We start from the raw sequence: 16708 nt of genomic DNA, 5'->3' as shown, positions 1-16708 counted from the left end.
CACGCGCATGCTCGGTAGAGCCTCCGTTAGGTTATGGCAATCAATAAGGATGCGGCGGAGCGCCTGGCACCCAGGCTGGTCGCGGGAGCTATCGCCGGGAAAGCCGGGCAACACGCGGCCAGCCTCCCCGGCGGGCCGGGGATCGGCCACGATCACCGGCGATCGCGCCGGTCGCCCCGGAGGAGAGCCACGGCCACCACCGGGGGCGGCAACGGCGCATCGCGGGTCAGCCGGAACGGCCCAGTGGAATGCTGAGCGCAACGGTCAGGCCCTGCACCGCCCAGTCCCACGCCACGGTGCCTCCGAGCTGGTTGGCCAGGGTGTTGTCCACAACGCGGGAGCCGAAGCCCTTGCGCAGCGGGGCCGTGGCCGCGGGCCCGCCCGTTTCCTCCCATTGCAGGCGCAGCGTCCCGTCCTCCACCCGCCACCCCACCCGCAGCACCCCTGTTTCCACGGAAAGGGCGCCATACTTCGTCGCGTTGGTGGCCAGCTCGTGCAGCGCCATGGTCAGGGCCTGCACGGCCGTTCCGGGAATGACGACAGCCGGACCGTCCAGCGCCGCGTGCGGCGCCGCCCCTGTGTGTAGGAAAGGCGCGAGCGTCGATTCCAGCACCGCGCGCAGGCTGGTTCCGGTCCAGTTGGTCTCGGCCAGCAGCGACTGCGCGCGCGCCAGCGCGTCCACCCGCCCCTCGATCGCGGCGCGATAGACGGGGTCGTTCCCCGGCGTCAGGCGCAGCGCCGCCTTCACCACCGCCAGCGCGTTCTTGCCCCGGTGGTCCACCTCGCGCATCAGCAGCGCCTGCCGATCCTCCGCCAGGCGCCGCGCGGTGACGTCCAGCATGCCGCCGAGCGCGCGGAGCGCCTGGCCCGAGGCGGGGTCGCGGAACACTCGCCCGCGGTCCCAGACCCAGGCCCAGCTTCCATCAGCCCGGCACACCCTGTACTCGGCCGCGTAGAGGTCACGCGCGGGATCGGCGATGCAGCCTTCCACCTCCTGCGCGAAGCGCGGCCGGTCCGCCGGATGGATGCGCCCGATCCAGGCCGGGGCGGCATCGGCGATCTCCTCCCCGAGAAGGGCGGCCACGCCGCCTGTGCGCGCCACCCGCCCCGTCGCGAGGTCGCGCTCGTAGACGAAACCGTCGATCGCTCCCACCGCGGCCTCCAGGCGCTCCCCGATCCGGTGGCGGTCGGTGATGTCCACATGGATGCCGGCCAGGGTTTCCGGCCCGTCCTCGCCGGCGGGGATCAGCCGGGCGCGGCAGAGCAGCCAGAGCTCCTCCTGCCCTCCCTGCCCCTGGCTTTCAGGCACCCGGCGGAACACGCGCAGCTCCAGGCCCATGGCGCCCTCGCGCAGGGCCGTGCCGATGGCCTCGCGCAGGCGGTCGCGGTCGTCCGGATGCACGGCGGCAAAGAAGGTCCCGGCATTGGCCGAGGCGGCATCGCGCTCGGGGTCCAGCCCCAGCAGGGCGAACATCTCCTGCGACCAGCGCACCCGCCCGGAGCCCGGCTCCCAGGACCAGGCGGCGGCCTTGGCGGCCTGCTGGGCCAGTTGCATCAGCCGCGCGCTCTCGGCCAGGGCGCGCGTCCGTTCCGCCACCCGGTTTTCCAGCGCCTCGTTCGCGCGCTCGAGCTTCCTCTGCCGCCCCATCACCGCCCGGGCCAGGAGCAGCAGCAGGGTGGATGAGGCAAGTGCCAGGATCGCCTCGGGCAGCACCTGCCAGCGCCATTCGGCCACCACCTCCGATTGCGCCCGCGCCGCCGCGACATAGAGCGGCCAGTCCCCCCCCACCCGGCGATAGGCCGCGACGCGCACCTCCCCGTCGATCGTGGACCGCTCGCGCGCGACCGAGCGCTCCTCGCCCCGCCGCATCGTCGCGAGCATCGCCCCGCCCTGCCCGAGCCGCGGCTCCTCCGCCGGCAGGTTTCCGAAGCCGGAGGAACGGGCCAGCAACGCCCCGTCCGCCCGCACCAGGGCGATCACCCGGCCGGGCGAGGAGGCCAGGGCCCGCAGTGAAAGGTTCACCTGGTCGGTGTAGAGGGCGGCGTTGACCACGCCGTCATAGGCGCCCGGCACAAGGCCGTTCCCCGTGCGCTCCCGCCGGGCGCTGAGGGCGAAGTAGGCGCGGCCGGTCTCGCGCCCGAGGTACACGGGGCTGACATGGAATGGCGGCGCATCCCCGCTCCGCAGCACCTGGTTGAACTCGCGCGCATCCAGCGGCCGGTCGCGACGGACGGGGAACAGGTTGCTCGCCAGGATCAGGTGGGCGTTGCGGTCGAAAACCGTGAGGTAAAAGATTTCGCCGGCCGGAGCCTGGTTCTGTGCGGCGATCCCGCGCAGCACCGCGTGCAGCTCGGGCTCGCGCACCGCGATCTCTGCATCCGACAGCCCCGCCAGGGCGTCGTTCGCCCGTTGCAGGCGCAGAAGCTGCCCTTCCAGCAACCGGCGCGCGTATTCGGCCGCCGCATCGGCGGTCCGCGCCACCTCGGCCTCCGCCCCGCGGTTCACCGCATCCCAGGCGCGCCAGGCGGCAAGGGCCGCGAGGAGCGGCGGCGCGAGCACCGCGCCGCACAGAATCAGGAGAAGCGCGAGCCGCGGCCAGCGGCTGGCCCGCACGGCCGGGGCAGGGGTCGCGAGGGGAAGGTCCTCTCCCATCTCGCCCGGATCGGTCCTGATGGCAGCGGTTTCGTTCACGGTGCTCCCCTGCCACCTCCCTGTCATTTATCCCCGGATGCCCATTTTGTAACGCCTGGCTTGACGCCGCCCGGCGACGTCGACCGTTCCAACCGGTCCAGCGCCCGATGGAGACCCCGCCGTTGACCCAGCCCGATCCCCCGCCGATCCGCGTGAACCGCGCCCCGGTGCTGACCCTCTGGGCGGCCGTGGTTGCGGAACGCCTGGGGCATCCGGTCGACACCGCCTTCAGCCTGGCGAGCCATGTCGCGGGAACGGCTGCCCAGGCCAAGGCCCGGCGGCTCGGCATCGCGGAGGAGCACGGGAAAGGGGCGGAGCACGGCGGCGACGCCGCGCCCCACCCGCGCGAGACCGTGCGGCTGCTCGGGCGCGACGTGCCGGTGGCGCATGGCGGGGATGGGGCCGTGCTGGCCGATGACGGCGGCGGCAAGCCGGCTCTCGCCGCCCCGGCGCAGGCCTATGTCGCGAAGGCCTTCGGCGCCCGTCTGGACGAGGCCCGCGCGGCCATGGAGGCGCTGGCCGCTTCCGTGCCGCCGGAGGAGCTGAACCGCACGGGCTTCCGCCTCTACGAGCATTTCCGCCCGGAGGTGCCCCCCGATGCCCGCGGATGGGGCGCCAAGGGGGAGCTGCACCTCCGCCGCATCCGGGAGGCGGCCGGGTGAAGCCCGGCTCCGCCATGCCCGCCCTTTGTTCTGCATCCCCGGGAGCCCCGATGCCGACCCTGAACCCGCACCTGCTCGACACCGGCACGCCGCCCATCCCGGAGATCCAGAACTGCGGCGCCCGCTACGACGGATCGCGCGGGCCGCTGCTGAACCTGTGCCAGGCCGTGCCCGCCTATCCGCCGCCGCCCGCCATGCTGGCCCGCCTGGCCGAGGCCGCCGGCAGCCCGGACGCCGCCCGCTACGGTCCCATCTCCGGCGACGCGCCGCTGCGCGAGGCCTATGCCGCCCATCTGCGCGGCATCTATGGCGGCACCGTCTCCGCTGCCGAGGTCGCCATCACCGCCGGCTGCAACCAGGCCTATTTCGTCGCGATGATGGCCCTGGCTGGCAAGGGCGACGCGGTGCTGCTGCCCACGCCGTGGTACTTCAACCACAGCATGACGCTGGACATGCTGGGGATCGAGCCCCGCCCCCTGCCCTGCCGCGCCCAGTCCGGCTTCGTGCCCGACGTCGAGGACGCGGAGGCGCTGATCGACGGGAGGGTGCGCGCCATCGTGCTGGTGACGCCCAACAACCCCACCGGCGCCGTTTATCCCGCCGAGGTGATCCGGCGCTTCCACGACCTGTGCCAGCGCCGCGGCATCTGGCTGGTGCTGGACGAAACCTACCGCGACTTCCTGCCGGCCGGGCAGGACCGGCTGCACGACCTGCCATCTGGCGGTGCCTGGCCGGATAACCTGGTCCAGCTCTACAGCTTCTCGAAGTCCTTCGCGGTGCCCGGTCACCGCCTCGGCGCCGTTACGGCCCCGGCGGCCTTCCAGGCGGAGATGAGCAAGGTGTCGGATTGCGTGCAGATCTGTGCGGGCCGCGCAGGCCAGGCTGCCCTCACCTGGGGCCTGGAGAGCCTGGCCGATTGGCGCGAGGGGAACCGGGCGGAGATGAATGTGCGCGCCGAGGCCGTGCGCCAGGCCTTCGCCCGCCTGCCGGGCTGGCGGCTGGAAGCGCTGGGTGCCTACTTCGCCTATGTGCGCCATCCCTTCGGAGACACGCCGGCCTGGGATGTGGCGCGGCGCCTGGCGGAGGAGCACGGCCTGATGTGCCTGCCCGGCCCCGCCTTCGCCGGGGAGGAAGGACACCTGCGCATCGCCTTCGCCAACGTGGATGCCGCGGCGATCGGCGGGATGGTGGAGCGGCTGCGCGCGGCGACCCCGTGAGGATCGCGGCTCAGCGGTAGCGGTCGTCCTTGTTCAGGTATTCCGTGACGTAGCGCCCCACCCCTTCCTCCAGCGGTGTCATCGGCGCGTTGTAGCCGGCGCCGCGCAGCTTCGACATCTCCGCCTCGGTCCAGTACTGGTAGCGGCCGCGGAGCGTCCCGGGCATCGGCACGTACTCGATCTCGGGCGCGCGGTGGAGCGCCGCGAACACGGCGCGCGCGAGGTCGGCGAAGCTGCGGGCGGTGCCGGAGCCGATGTTGTAGAGGCCCGATGGCGCGTTGCCCCGCAGCAGCCACAGCATCACGTCGCACAGGTCCTCCACGTAGACGAAGTCGCGCGACTGGCCGCCATCGGGTATGTCCGGCCGGTCGGAGGCGAACAGCCGCGCGGGCTCGCCCCGCAGCACGGCTTCGGTGATGTTGAACACCGCGCTGCGCATGCCGGCCTTGTGGTACTCGTTCGGGCCATAGACGTTGAAGAACTTCAGCCCGTACCAGCGCGGCGGCACCGGGCGGGCGGCCTCGACGTCGCGCGCGACCCGGCGGTCGAACACGTGCTTGCTCCAGCCGTAAAGGTTCAGCGGCTGCAGGGTGGAAAGGAAATCCGGCGTGTCCTGGTCCAGGAACCCGGCATCGCCGTTTCCGTAGGTTGCGGCGGAGGATGCGTAAAGAAAGGGCAGACCTGCATCGGCGCAGTGGCGCCACAGCATCAGGGAGCAGGCGAAGTTGTGGTCCATCACCTCGTCGCCGTCGCTGGCGGTGGTGCTGGAATTGGCGCCCAGGTGAATCACCGCCTCCAGCGCGGGGGCGCGGCGGAGCCAGTCCCGGAGCGCATCCGTGGGCACAAAGTCGGCGAACTCGTGCCGGCGCAGGTTGCGCCACTTGTCGCCGCCGCCCAGCGTGTCGCAGATCACCACGTCGGCGATCCCCGCCGCGTTCAGGCGCGCGAGAAGGTTGGACCCGATGAAGCCAGCGGCCCCGGTCAGCAAGATCACGACGCACCACTCCCCGGAACCGCTGCGAGGTGCCTCAGTGCCACCCCCGCCCGTCCCCGGCAATCCGGCACCGGATCCTCTGTCCGGCCAAGGCCGGAATGGCCTAGAGACGGGGCTCATGGACCAATATCACCTCGCTGCGGAGTCCTCCTCCAAGGCACTGGCCTGGCTGCGGGGCGAAGCCTGGCCCACCTGGCTCCGGCACGGGGTGGACTGGGAGCGTGGCGGCTTCCACGAGAGCCTGGACCTGCGGACCCTGCGCAGCACCGCGCCCTTCCGGCGCCTTCGCGTGGCGGCGCGGCAGGTCTTCGTTTTCGCGGAGGCCCATGCCTTCGGCACCCCCCGCGCGGCGGAGGCGGTGGAACTCGGCATCGCCTTCCTGCGCGGGAGGGCGAGGCGGCGGGATGGGGGCTATGCCCGGTGCTTCGGCCTGGACGGTGAGGTGACGGACGGGTCGATCGACCTCTACGACCACGCCTTCGTGCTGCTCGCCCTGGCCAGCGCCGGCCGCGTGATGCCGCAGGACCCGCTGCGCCGGGAAGCGCTGGACCTGCTGCGTTTCCTCGACGCGCGCCTGGCCCATCCGCTGGGTGGCTATGCCGAAGGCCTGCCGCCCGCCCTGCCGCGCCGGCAGAACCCGCACATGCACCTGCTGGAAGCCTGCCTTGCCGCCGCAGAGGCTTTTGGGGAGGGGATTTTCCTTCAGCGCGCCGCGGAGATGGTCGAGCTGTTCCTGTCGCGCTTCCGGCAGGTGGGATCCGGCACCCTGGCGGAGTTCTTCGACGAGGCGCTCTTGCCGCAGCGGGAAAACGGCCGCCACCTGGTGGAGCCCGGGCACCATTGCGAGTGGGTCTGGCTGCTGCACTGGTACGCACGCTTGTCGACGGGCGGCGCCACAGGAGCCATTCAGGGCTTGCTGGACTTCGTGGACCGCCATGGCATCAACCCGCGCCTTGGCACCGCCTATGACGGTGTCTGGAGCGACGGCGGTCTCCAAGCCTGCGGTTCCCGCCTTTGGCCGCAGACGGAGCGGCTGAAATCGGAAACGCTGCGCCCGGACGCCACGGCCGCAGGCATCGCGCGCGCCCATGCCGCGCTCCGCCTCTACCTCGATCCCGCGCCGCCGGGATTATGGCATGAGCGGTTGGACGAGGCTGGCCGCCCCTCCGGGGAGCCCGCGCCGGCGAGCAGCTTGTATCACCTGACCGCGGGCATCCTGGTATCCCACCGGGAGCTGGTCATGCGCGGCGATCCCGGATGCGATGGCTGAGCAGGGTCTGGCAAAGGAACTCCCTGATATTTGCCACCGGGTTCCGCCCGGGCGCGCAACTCACAAGTTGACAGCGCCACCGGGCGTGTGCCGGTGCCCTTTGCACGAGAACAGACAGAGCCACTTCACGATAAGCTGCTCTGTAGGCTGGCCGTTTTGCCTCGGGGCAGGGTGTTGGCCTTTGCGGCGAACCAGTGACGAATTTCGCCTGCCGGGCGCGGACGATCAAACAGGTAGCCTTGCGCCTCGGTGCAGCCAAACTCGCGCAGCTGTTCAAGCTGCTCTTCCGTCTCGACGCCCTCCGCGGTTGTCGCCATTCCGAGCTCAGCCGCCAGTCCGAGCACGGAGACGACGATCGCCTGGCAATCGGGGCGGTAGCCCATCTCACGCACAAACGACTGATCGATTTTAAGTTTGTCGAAGGGAAAGCTGCGCAGGTAACTCAAGGAGGAATAGCCGGTTCCGAAATCGTCGAGCGCGATACGAATGCCTAGACTACGGAGTTCATGCAACGTCGCCAGCACCGCCTCGCTATCCTGCAGCAGCGCAGACTCGGTGATCTCCAGTTCCAGTCGGCCCGCAGGCAAGCCCGATTCGTTCAGGGCGCGGCGTATGGACTTGGACAAGCCGTTACTGCGGAACTGAGCTGGCGAGAGGTTGACGGCAACCTTGATGTCCCTCGGCCATGTCACGGCTTCCTTACATGCCTGGATCATCACCCACTCGCCGAGCGGCACGATAAGGCCGAGTTCCTCCGCAATCGGTATGAACTGAGCTGGCGACACCAAGCCTCGTGTCGGGTGGCGCCAACGGACCAACGCCTCGAAGCCTCCCACTTGTCCGGCACTGAGATGGAACAACGGCTGATAGAACACTTCGAGCTCATCTCGAACAAGCGCCGTCCTGAGATCAACCTCGATCGCACGCCGGGCCTGCACCTTGTCATTCATCGACTGCTCGAAGAAGCAGAACGTACCGCGGCCTTCGGCCTTTGCCCTGTAGAGCGCCAAGTCCGCGCTTCTCAAAAGCGTGTCGGCCGAAGACAACTCGTGGTTCACGATCGCGATCCCAATGCTTGTCCCAACGACCGCGCAATTGCCATCGAGGTCAAACGGAGCACTGAGTTCTTGGACGATGCGGGCCGCCAAGACCTGGGCAAGCTCAGGGAATTTGGGACCATGCTGCAGGATCGCGAATTCATCGCCGCCCAGTCTGGCGACCACGTCACCTTCCCGGACGCAGCTCCGCAGCCGAATGGCCACCGCTTTCAGCAGTTCATCTCCCATGGGATGCCCAAGCGCGTCATTCACTTCTTTGAAGTGGTCAAGATCCAGGCAGAGCAGCGCAAAACCCGCGCCATGACGATGCGCCTCCAGCGCTTCCATAAGGCGCTCGTTGAACATGACTCGATTTGGCAAACCGGTGAGTGCGTCATGGTGCGCAAGAAAAGTTATGTGCGCATTCTGGGCACGAAGCTCATCGTCGCGCCATTGCAGCACCTTGTTCTGCTGCTCGACTTCGGACTGCGCGCGAAAGAGCCTCCGGTTGTGCCATCCGAGTGCACCAATCAGGGCGAGGGCGCACAAGGTGAGGGCGCCAAGCAGAGCCGCGAACAGCCAGTGCAAGTTACTGAGCTGACGCTGATCCTGCGCGACAAGCTCGCCGCCATGTGCATTCGCCTTTGACGCAAGCCGAAGCAGCGGAACATTCAGCGAGCGGGAGGCCGTGAAGATGCTTTTCAGTCGCTCCGGAGATAATGGTTCGTCAATGCCTTCCTGGCCTGCGCGCGCGAGTCTGCGGAACCGCTCCACGATCTCGCCAAGTTCCGGAGATGTCGCGACGAATCTGGCCACATCGCCATCGTTGAACAGCTGAACCCGGTTGGAAACGATATCCAGCCACAGCCGGACGTCCTCTTCATCAATCCCGCTATCCGGCACCAGAGCTGCAATCGCAGCGCCTTGCAGTTGCGATACCTCCAGGACCGCCTGGCTGACGAGCCACGTGGTGTTGTACCGTGAAACCTCGCCCAGAGCCTGCTGACGCTGCACCACCAACAATGAAGTGTATGCGGCGGCAAGCGTCAGGGCCAACACCGTGCCGATCAGCATAAGCCTTGTCGAGCGTAATCCTTTTACGCCCAACCAGCGTCCCAACTTCATGAAACGATAAGCTTGGCTACTTGCCAGGCAGAACGCGTATAGAATTGCGGCGATTTCAGCTCGGGAGCGCTGTCGTAAGGATAGACAATGAAGAGCGGCCCTTTGTCGCGCACCGGCATATATGCACCGTTCCTCTTGAGTGCGAGCAGGGTGCCGTACCGCTCAAAATCCGCAATCGGAATGTCCGTTGAATAGTTGTTCAAAGCAACCGCGGTGACGTTGCGCCCAGTTGCGCCAACCGACGCCATGAGTTTCGTCATCCGGATCCCTTCAAAGCGGACCCGGCCTTCATACCATGGCGTTGTGGTCTCGAAGTCCTCCATTCCCATCGCCTCCAACATCGCGCGATCGAACTCGGCGGCGCCTTCGTTGTTGAAGTTGGAGATGAGGCCTGAAACCGATAAGATGGTTCTTCCTTGTGGTGCCGGAAGAGCTTCAATAGCTTGCACGCCGCAAGACGCCGCAGTCCCGATAGCGAGGGCACTGAAGACGCGTCGGCCGAAAGCATGAGGCATGTGTGCGTTCCACGGCTGCGGTTGCGTGGCCAGAATAGCTCATGACGAACACGGAGACACAAAGGAGTGTTAAAGTTTCGTCTATTTTTGTGAGAGGATAGCGGCGCCGACGCGCCTTGTGTTACAAATCGTTGCTTGTTCGCGCCCCCTCTCTCCGTGTCAAAATTGAGAGACAAGCTCCCGGCTTGAGGCCAATGCGTTCTGGCTTCGTTTACGGCAGGGTTCGGGCGAGGAAGTCGGCGCCCTCATGAGCGTGAGAGGTGCGCTGCCACGCTTGGTGCCGTTCCGCTAAGCTGGAGAATGACATGGGAACTGAACAAGGGTTACATTGAATATGGACACGCCGAGCGCGGACCTTCCGAGCCCGCTGATCGGGAGGCGAGGCCAAGCGATTTGGCGCTCCACCAAGACATACGGCCATGCTGAGGGGCTTTCCTGCTGCTTCCGGCAGTGGCGTGCCACACATTCCCATTGCCGGCTGCTGCACGGCTACGCCCTCTCCTTTCGCTTGACCTTCGCTAGTGAAGAACTGGACGAAACGAACTGGTGTTTCGATTTTGGTGGGCTCAAGCCGGTTAAGGCTTGGCTGCATCAGATGTTTGATCACACGCTTCTAATTGCCAGGGACGACCCGGAGATTGCTGAGTTTCAACGTCTGGCCGACCGGGGTCTGGTAGACCTTCGCGTGCTTCCCGCGGTTGGATGTGAGGCAACCGCGATCTTCACTTATAATTACGTGTCACGCTTCGTTGCGGAAGCGACCGGCGATCGCGTCTGGCTTGATGAGGTTACCGTGCGTGAGCACGAAGGCAACTCTGCCACCTACACCCCGGGACGCCGCACCGGAGTACCGCACGGCGTTTAAAGCTCAGGATAGAACCTTCACTGGGTCATTGAGGAGGGGTGGCTCTCCTCGTTCCTGATGACCTCTGGTCGGTGCTGGAACCGTTGTTGCCGCGGGATCGGCCGAAGCCGAACGGTGGTTGGCCGCGCGCGCCCGAATGGGCGGCGCTGACTAGTATCTTGTTCGTGCTGCGCATGGGCATCCAGTGGCATGGGGTGCCGACCGAGCTGGGCTGTTGCGGCAAAACCTGCTGGCGGAAGCTGGGCGAGTGGCACGCAGTCGGGGTTTGAGTCCGGCTGCACCGGATCTCGCTGAAGCGGCTGCAGGACGTGGGCGCCCTGGATGGAGCCGGGTGGCGTTCGCCCGTGTCAGCATCATCGCGACCAGCTTGGGGGGGGCGAGATCGAACTGGCCGTCGAACCGCGCCCAGCGTCGCCTCAGGACGTCCGGGCGGTCCTGCTCCGCGGCACGGGATGACTTTTTTTCCGTGACGTCCGGCGCCGGTCGAAGAAGCGCCACAGCGTGCCGAGGCCCGCCGACACGCCATCCTTGGCCAGTTCGGCCCGGATCTCCTTGAGGGTGGTGTCGGAGGTCCGCTCAACCAGGCGCAGAATCAGCGGCGCATGCGCCTCGATCCGGGCCGTCCGACGATCCCCACCAAGCGGCCCAGGTGCTACCGAACCCGCCTCCCGTGCCAGCGTGGTTCACCGGACCGCGCCCGACGTGCTCACCCCGAAGCGGGCTGCGGCCGCCCGGCAGGACGCCCCCGCGCTTACCGCTGCCACCACCCGCTCCCGCAGATCCACCGACAGCGCCTTCGACACGCCCCGGCCTCCCTTTCGCCGGGAACACTGAATTATCTCTTCACAACCCAATGGATCACAAGCGATCTAGTCAGGCCGGAAACCGCTCTAATACTGGCTTGCGCTGGAACTGACTCGCATGTGCTTTGGTGCGACGCGGAGGTTCTGCTTCGGTCGTGGTCTGGCCCGTGCAGGGGCGGGCACGATGAACGGGGATCGTGCCCCAGGGCGTGGTGTAGGAGCGGTGCTCCTCAGCGGGCTGAGCCGCTGTGTCAGTGAGCCGCAGCGGGCAGGCTGACGGAGGCAGTATCGCTCACGGCGCCGATGGTCTCCAGCGTCATATAGCGGGAGCGCTGGGTGGCCCATTCGTCGGACTGCTCGAGGAGCAGAGCCCCGACGAGGCGGGTGATAGCGGCTTCATTGGGAAAGATGCCGACCACGTCGGTGCGGCGCTTGATCTCGCCGTTGAGCCGCTCGATGGGATTGGTACTGTGCAGCTTGGCCCTGTGCTCGCGGTGAAAGTTCATGAAGGCGAGCACGTCCTCCTCGGCGGCATCCATCAGGGTGGCCAGCCGGGGGACCGTTGGGCGGAGTTGGTTGGCCACTTTGCGCCACTGGGGTTGGGTCTTGCCCGCATGGGCGGCGGCGTTGCGGCCGAAATGCACGCGGCAGCGCTGCCATGTGGCCCTGAGCACCTTGGCAACCGTGGCCTTGAGACCTTCGTGGGCGTCGGAGATGACCAGCTTGACGCCGCGTAGGCCGCGTCGGGCCAGGCTGCGCAGGAAGTCGGTCCAGAAGGTCTCGGCTTCGGAGGCGCCGACCGTCATGCCGAGCACCTCGCGCCTACCATCGCTGTTCACCCCCACCGCGATGGTGACGGCCACCGAGACAATGCGGCCCGCCTCGCGCACCTTCACGTAGGTCGCATCCAGCCACAGGTAGGGCCAGTCGCCCTCGATGGGACGGGCGAGGAAGTCCTGTACCCGGCCGTCGATCTCGCTGCAGAGCCGGAGCGACCTGGCTCTTGCTGATGCCCTCCATCCCCATGGCGCGGACGAGGTCGTCCACCGAGCGGGTGGAGATGCCCTGGACATACGCTTCCTGGATCACGGCCACACAGCGCCTTCTCCGCCAGCCTCCGGGGATCCAGGAAGGCGGGGAAGTAGGAGCCGCGCCGGAGCTTGGGGATCCTGAGCTCCACCGTCCCGGCCCGGGTCTGCCAGTCCCGTTCCCGATAGCCGTTCCGCTGGTTCACCCGCTCAGGGCTGCGCTCGCCATGGCCAGCACCGCAGGCCCCCTCGGCATCCAGCTCCATCAGCCGATGGGCGGCAAAGCCGATCATCTCCCGCAGAAACGTCGCATCAGAGCCCTTCTCCAGAAGCTCCCGAAGGGCAATCCTGTCGTCGGTCATCGTGGTCTCCATGGTTCAGGTCAGGTCTCGACAACCCAACCCTACCGAGGATCACCACGATGGCCGCCCTAACCTGGGCGGCCGCCTCCTACACCACCAACGGGGGCACGACCTGAACGAAACGGCTTTCGATCGGCGGTGACCTGTCGGCGCCGGAGTTGCGGCGGCTTGCGCGGTGGGAACCAAACCGTGCTGCTGCGGTGCGCATGCAGGCGATCGCGGGTGCGCTGGAGGGGATGACGCGGGCGGAGGCGGCGCGTCTGGCGGGCATGGAGCGGCAAGCCTTGCGCGATGCCGTGCTGCGTTACAACGCCGAGGGTCTGGCGGGCCTGCACGACCGGCCGCGGCCCGGCTCCAAGCCGCGGCTGGACGAGGCCCGTCGGTCGGCGCTGCGCCAACTGATCCTGGAGGGTCGGAGGTGGAGACCACGGGCCTGTCCGCCTGGACCTTGGGAGAGCTCTGCCGGGAGGTGGAGACGCGCTGGGGTGTCCGCTACGATGAGGGCCATATGTCCAAGCTCGGGCGTGCCCTCGGTTTGTCACGGCAGAAGGCCCGGCCCTCGCACCCCAAAACCGATCCGGCAGCCGGGGAGGCCTTTGCAAAAGGGGGGCTGCGAAGCGAACTGGACCGCATCAAGGCCGAACACCCAGGCAAGCGCCTGACGCTCTGGTTCCAGGACGAGATGAGGTCCGGCCAGAAAGGCCGTGTGTGCCACCGCTGGTTTACGCGTGGCCAGCGCCCTCCTGGCTTGTGCGACCAGCGCTACACCTGGGCGCATCTCTCGTCCACACTTGCGCCTGACGAGCACGCCGCCATGGTCGTGGATGGAGCCGGATGGCACATCGCTCGCGACCTGTGCATCCCGGGAAACGTCACCCTTGTCCTGATGCCGCCCTGTGCGCCCGAGATGAACCCCGTCGAGCGGGTCTGGTTGTTCCTACGCGAACGACATCTGAGCCATCGCCTGCTCGCGCGCTACAACGCCTTCGTCGACGCGCTCTGCACCGCCTCGAACGCACTCACCCCAGGGCGGCCACTCCCCCTCACAAGCTACCCCTACCTCAACCAAGTCAGCTTCTGAGCCGGGCAGTATGAGAGGGCCGGACGAGTACGAGGTCTGAACGAGCGGGCCTTGGACCGTGGTGAAGGGACTGCAGCACCCCCACCGGTTGGCATGTTGAAGGTGTGGGGACGGGAAAGGTTGGCTTCCCGAGCATGAGGATAGCGACCCCACCTCACCCGCCAGGAAGCTCACACAGAAAGCTTTCTCGAGGCGGCCCTGTCGCCCCGCAAACAAGCCACCCGAGCAGCGGTGGTGCCCTGCCCGGCGCTCAGAAAGCGGAAGGGAGCAGGGTTTCGACTTCGTCGAAGGACGCAATGACCTGCTCGGCGCCGGCGTCGAGAAGACTCTAGCGATGAGTGGCGTCGCAATGGCGACCGCCGATGAAGCCGAAAACCCGCATGCCGGCGGCGATGGCGGCGCGGACACCGGCGGTGCTGTCCTCGATCACCAAGCATCTGGCGGGAGGCGTCTGCATCCAGCCGGCGGCGTAGATGAAGACGTCCGGGGCGGGCTTGCCCTGGGCAACGCAGGACGCGCTGATGATGTTCGGTGCGAAGCGGTCATAAAGGCCAACCGCCTGCAGGCCGAGCGTGAGCTTGGCGGGATAGGCGCTGGACGCGACGCAAGTTCTGGTCTGGAGGCGGTTTAGCAAGTCAGTGATGCCGGGCATAATCTGGAGCTCGGTCGCGTAGGCATGTTCGATCGCCCGGCGAACGCGGGTGAAGAATTCGGGTGGGACGGGCTGGCCCCAGTCGGCCTCGATGTCGGCGATCATCCCGCGCTCGGGGCGGCCGGCGAAGCGGCGGATGACCTCCTCTGTTGTGACGGGGTAGCCCAGGTCGGTGAGGATCTCGCCAGTCAGGCGGCACACGACGATCTCGCTGTCGATCAGCACGCCGTCGCAATCGAAGATGACGAGGGCCGGCCAGGGCTGCGTCTGCCGCTCCTCGGAGGGTTGCGGGCGCGGAAGGGTGGATGGCAGGGCATCATGCGGCATTGATGAAGGTTCCAGAGGCGATCAGGTGGTCGAGGCTTCTCAGAGAACGCGTCGCGGCAGGCGGAGGGCAGCCTTTCTTCTTGGTGTAGGCGGCAATGGGGGCATCGACGCGGTCGAAGAAGCGCTTTTTGAAAGCGTCCACCGTGCTCGGCTTCTCCGGCGAAGGGGCCTGGAAGCGGGCGAGGATGCGACTCATGGGATCGTCGTTGCTGAGGAAACGCGACAGGATCGCAACCGAGGCGCCAGCCAGGTAGTCATCGGGGTTGATGTCGCGCACGAAGCCGGCGAACTCGGGCTCGCGGCGCAAGACGACAGCGATGCCTTCGCGCATCTCGCGCATCACCTCGTCGGCAAAAGCGCGGTTCCCGGCATTGCGCTCGAGGAACTCGTTCAGCCGGAGCTCCGGGTCGCCCTGGCTGTCCTCGAAGGCGGCCAGCGCCAGGAGCCAGTGGCTGCCGTTAAGGAGCCAGCTCTTGATCTGCTTCTCAATCGCGACGTAGCGGGTGAACTCCACCCGGCTGCCCTTGAGGTGCCGGGCGAGATCCTCGGTGGCGGGTGACAGCTCCAGCTTCAGGGAGCCGTACTCCTCGGTGGTGACCACAACAGTGGGATGCAATCCCTCCCGGTTCTCTTCGTTGCCCTCCTCCAGGCCGATGCAGACGCGGTCGACCAGGGCCGGGACGGGGGTGACGTGACGGCGCATTCCATCCGAGATCAGGGGAGCCAAGTCAGGATCCTCGAAGATCTCGGGGGCGCTGAGGGTGTTCTCGCAGGTCACGAGGAAGATCGGGCCCAGGGCCCCACGCTCCTTGCTCGCTGCAAGCAACTCCAGGGCTTCCAGCACGGGCCGGTAGTTGGCGGCGCTGATCAGGGATGCCGTCACGACGACGCCGTCATTGAGCTGGGCACCCGTCTCCAGGATCGTGTGGATCGTGGAGCCGATATCCTGGCCACCTTCGCCGTACTCGAAGAAAGCGTCGTAATGGATCACCTCGCGGCGGCCGCCCTGGTTGGCGGGCTGCTGCACGACGTACGCCTTGGCCGGATTGTCGCGGAGCAGGCCGTTGCGGCGAAGCGGCGGCAAGGCCGTGGTGCCGGTCGGGTTGGTGCTGGAAACGGCGCGGTTGAGAATGAAGGAGGCGGTGCCGGCCGTCGCAAAGAAGGGTACGATCAGGCCCAGGCCAAGTCGGCCTGCTCCAAAATGGACATGAAGCATCGATGTTCCTGGCGCGAAGGCTGGGGAGGGATGTTGCCGAACGCGCGATGCGTCGGGCTTTGTCCACCCGGCGCCTGACGCCTACCCATGGGATTGTTCGTGGGGCAGGAGTTAGCGGCTGGAGCCGGCGCAGTCTCACACATAGGTTGAAGCGAGCAGCGATCCTGTTTTGTCCCACACCCTCGCTCCTCGCAGGCGTCCAACCCGCTCGTGAGATCTCAGCTCGCTTTCGGTCATCTGAGGCGAGAGTGGCAGAGCGGTCTGCCTGGCTAGGCTGATGCGTCCTGGACTTGCCCTGGGAAAGTGGAGGGTTCCTGATGAGGCAAGAGGAACTCCATGACGCAGCAGAGACGGTTCACGAAGGAATTTGAGGAGGAGGCGGTCCGGCTGGTCCGGGTCAGCGGGCGAACCCAGCGCGAGATCGCTGAGGATCTCGGGATTGGTCTGTCGACGCTGGTCCGGTGGATCGGCCGGAGCCGGGACCGGCAGATCGATGAGCCCGGGCGGTCTGGGCAGGAAGACGTCGTGGCCGAGCTGAAGCGGCTGCGGCGGGAGAACGAGATCCTTCGCCAGGAGCGGGACATCCTCAAGCGTGCCACGGCTTTTTTCGCCCGGGACGGGGTGAGGCCCTGAGCGCCATTGGCCCGAGCGAGGAGCCGAACGGTGAGGTTCGCGCTCATCGATGAGGCGAAGAAGGAGTTCCCCTTGCACCGCCTCTGCCGTGTCCTTGGCGTCAGCCAGAGCGGCTACCGACCCTCCCCCGTGTTGGTGGAGACTTCAGATAAGCTCCTGCGGGAGAGAGGTGCCCTGATGACGACGACGCGGCGTGAGTTCACGGAGGAGTTCAAGCGGGAGGCAGTGT

At 67.2% G+C, this 16708-nt stretch carries 12 protein-coding genes and 3 pseudogenes; 8 read left to right on the top strand and 7 right to left on the bottom strand.

Annotated features, from left to right (window positions below):
- Positions 1–226: 226 nt before the first annotated feature.
- On the bottom strand, positions 227–2692 hold the full coding sequence (locus ACFFIC_RS10770) for a PAS domain-containing protein (RefSeq protein ID WP_377050164.1): 2466 nt from the start codon (positions 2690–2692) through the stop codon (positions 227–229).
- A gap of 122 nt (positions 2693–2814) precedes the next feature.
- Here ACFFIC_RS10770 and ACFFIC_RS10765 point away from each other — a divergent pair, with 122 nt between their 5' ends.
- Both ACFFIC_RS10765 and ACFFIC_RS10760 read left to right on the top strand, forming a co-directional pair.
- Positions 2815–3354: a hypothetical protein gene (locus tag ACFFIC_RS10765; RefSeq protein WP_377050163.1), complete on the top strand. Its 540-nt coding sequence runs from the start codon at positions 2815–2817 to the stop codon at positions 3352–3354.
- 50 nt (positions 3355–3404) lie between these two features.
- Positions 3405–4571, top strand: coding sequence for an aminotransferase (locus ACFFIC_RS10760; RefSeq protein ID WP_377050162.1), 1167 nt, complete (start codon positions 3405–3407; stop codon positions 4569–4571).
- A gap of 10 nt (positions 4572–4581) precedes the next feature.
- Here ACFFIC_RS10760 and rfaD read toward each other — a convergent pair whose 3' ends face one another.
- Positions 4582–5565 carry an ADP-glyceromanno-heptose 6-epimerase gene (rfaD, locus tag ACFFIC_RS10755; RefSeq protein ID WP_377050161.1) on the bottom strand — a complete coding sequence of 328 codons (984 nt, stop codon included), beginning with the start codon at positions 5563–5565 and terminating at the stop codon, positions 4582–4584.
- 118 nt (positions 5566–5683) lie between these two features.
- Here rfaD and ACFFIC_RS10750 point away from each other — a divergent pair, with 118 nt between their 5' ends.
- A complete protein-coding gene (locus ACFFIC_RS10750; protein WP_377050160.1) occupies positions 5684–6835 on the top strand; it encodes an AGE family epimerase/isomerase in 1152 nt (383 codons plus the stop codon).
- Between the two features lie 125 nt (positions 6836–6960).
- On the opposite strand, the gene ACFFIC_RS10745 is transcribed toward ACFFIC_RS10750, so the two are convergent.
- Positions 6961–8946 carry a putative bifunctional diguanylate cyclase/phosphodiesterase gene (locus ACFFIC_RS10745; RefSeq protein ID WP_377050159.1) on the bottom strand — a complete coding sequence of 662 codons (1986 nt, stop codon included), beginning with the start codon at positions 8944–8946 and terminating at the stop codon, positions 6961–6963.
- A 47-nt stretch (positions 8947–8993) separates the two neighbouring features.
- Positions 8994–9446 carry a molybdopterin-dependent oxidoreductase gene (locus ACFFIC_RS10740; protein WP_377050158.1) on the bottom strand — a complete coding sequence of 151 codons (453 nt, stop codon included), beginning with the start codon at positions 9444–9446 and terminating at the stop codon, positions 8994–8996.
- Positions 9447–9846: 400 nt separating this feature from the next.
- Between ACFFIC_RS10740 and ACFFIC_RS10735 the strand changes: the two genes are divergently transcribed.
- Together ACFFIC_RS10735 and ACFFIC_RS10730 are read left to right on the top strand one after the other, a co-directional pair.
- On the top strand, positions 9847–10377 hold the full coding sequence (locus ACFFIC_RS10735; RefSeq protein WP_377050157.1) for a 6-pyruvoyl trahydropterin synthase family protein: 531 nt from the start codon (positions 9847–9849) through the stop codon (positions 10375–10377).
- 38 nt (positions 10378–10415) lie between these two features.
- The gene (locus tag ACFFIC_RS10730) at positions 10416–10646 is read left to right on the top strand and encodes a transposase (RefSeq protein WP_377050156.1); all 231 of its coding nucleotides are present in this window, start codon (positions 10416–10418) and stop codon (positions 10644–10646) included.
- Between the two features lie 785 nt (positions 10647–11431).
- On the opposite strand, the pseudogene ACFFIC_RS10725 reads toward ACFFIC_RS10730, so the two are convergent.
- Positions 11432–12570, bottom strand: a pseudogene (locus tag ACFFIC_RS10725) (IS256 family transposase).
- A gap of 206 nt (positions 12571–12776) precedes the next feature.
- Here ACFFIC_RS10725 and ACFFIC_RS10720 point away from each other — a divergent pair.
- A pseudogene (locus ACFFIC_RS10720) lies at positions 12777–12941 on the top strand (helix-turn-helix domain-containing protein); the annotation flags it as partial.
- A 47-nt stretch (positions 12942–12988) separates the two neighbouring features.
- Positions 12989–13651 (top strand): winged helix-turn-helix domain-containing protein, encoded by a 663-nt coding sequence (locus tag ACFFIC_RS10715; protein ID WP_377050155.1) that lies wholly within the window; start codon positions 12989–12991, stop codon positions 13649–13651.
- Positions 13652–13979: 328 nt separating this feature from the next.
- On the opposite strand, the gene ACFFIC_RS10710 is transcribed toward ACFFIC_RS10715, so the two are convergent.
- Positions 13980–14630, bottom strand: a complete 651-nt coding sequence (locus tag ACFFIC_RS10710; RefSeq protein WP_377050154.1) for an HAD family hydrolase — start codon at positions 14628–14630, stop codon at positions 13980–13982.
- Positions 14620–15714, bottom strand: a complete 1095-nt coding sequence (locus tag ACFFIC_RS10705) for a hypothetical protein (protein ID WP_377050153.1) — start codon at positions 15712–15714, stop codon at positions 14620–14622. The genes ACFFIC_RS10710 and ACFFIC_RS10705 overlap by 11 nt, the downstream gene beginning before the upstream one ends.
- A 468-nt stretch (positions 15715–16182) precedes the next feature.
- Between ACFFIC_RS10705 and ACFFIC_RS10700 the strand changes: the two are divergent.
- A pseudogene (locus ACFFIC_RS10700) lies at positions 16183–16596 on the top strand (transposase); the annotation flags it as partial.
- Positions 16597–16708: the final 112 nt, after the last annotated feature.

Origin of the sequence: Muricoccus vinaceus (genome assembly GCF_042433125.1) — a bacterium.
Lineage (GTDB): Bacteria > Pseudomonadota > Alphaproteobacteria > Acetobacterales > Acetobacteraceae > Roseomonas > Roseomonas vinacea.
Note: the sequence above shows the minus strand (reverse complement) of the source record. Positions and strands in the feature narration are given on the sequence as shown.

Bases quoted from the DNA above. Each gene is read 5' to 3' on its own strand.
- ACFFIC_RS10760 (WP_377050162.1), top strand. From the start codon at position 3,405: ATGCCGACCCTGAACCCGCACCTGCTCGACACCGGCACGCCGCCCATC.
- ACFFIC_RS10750 (WP_377050160.1), top strand. From the start codon at position 5,684: ATGGACCAATATCACCTCGCTGCGGAGTCCTCCTCCAAGGCACTGGCC.
- ACFFIC_RS10745 (WP_377050159.1), bottom strand. From the start codon at position 8,946: ATGCTGATCGGCACGGTGTTGGCCCTGACGCTTGCCGCCGCATACACT.
- ACFFIC_RS10735 (WP_377050157.1), top strand. From the start codon at position 9,847: ATGGACACGCCGAGCGCGGACCTTCCGAGCCCGCTGATCGGGAGGCGA.
- ACFFIC_RS10710 (WP_377050154.1), bottom strand. From the start codon at position 14,630: ATGCCGCATGATGCCCTGCCATCCACCCTTCCGCGCCCGCAACCCTCC.